At 58.1% G+C, this 291-nt stretch carries 1 protein-coding gene; it reads right to left on the bottom strand.

Features of this window, described 5'->3' with window-relative positions; genetic code table 11:
* The coding region (locus LZP69_RS16075) for a hypothetical protein (RefSeq protein WP_234201705.1) at positions 1–291 on the bottom strand (291 nt) is incomplete at both ends.

Below are 291 nucleotides of genomic sequence, written 5' to 3'. Positions count from 1 at the left end.
CGGTGACGAAGCTGATGTTATTGCCGGTCGCCAGGTTGTAGATATTGGCGGACGTGTTCAGGGTATCCGTCATGTCTGCCAGCTGTTCGTCGGTCAGCGTCTCGAAGGGGTCCACTCCACCGATGCGCGGATACGAGAAGTTGTACTTAGTTACCTGCCACTTCGCGTTCACGTCCGTCAGCACGAACGGCCAGAACTGCGGCCGCCAGATGATGTTCTTGTACTGGAACGAGTTGCGGTCGTAGTAGAACTGCTGAATGCCGGTGTCCCACGCCGCCTGCTGGCTCCAGG

The organism is Shewanella sp. AS1, assembly GCF_021412565.1.
GTDB lineage: Bacteria > Pseudomonadota > Gammaproteobacteria > Enterobacterales > Shewanellaceae > Shewanella.
Note: the sequence above shows the minus strand (reverse complement) of the source record. Positions and strands in the feature narration are given on the sequence as shown.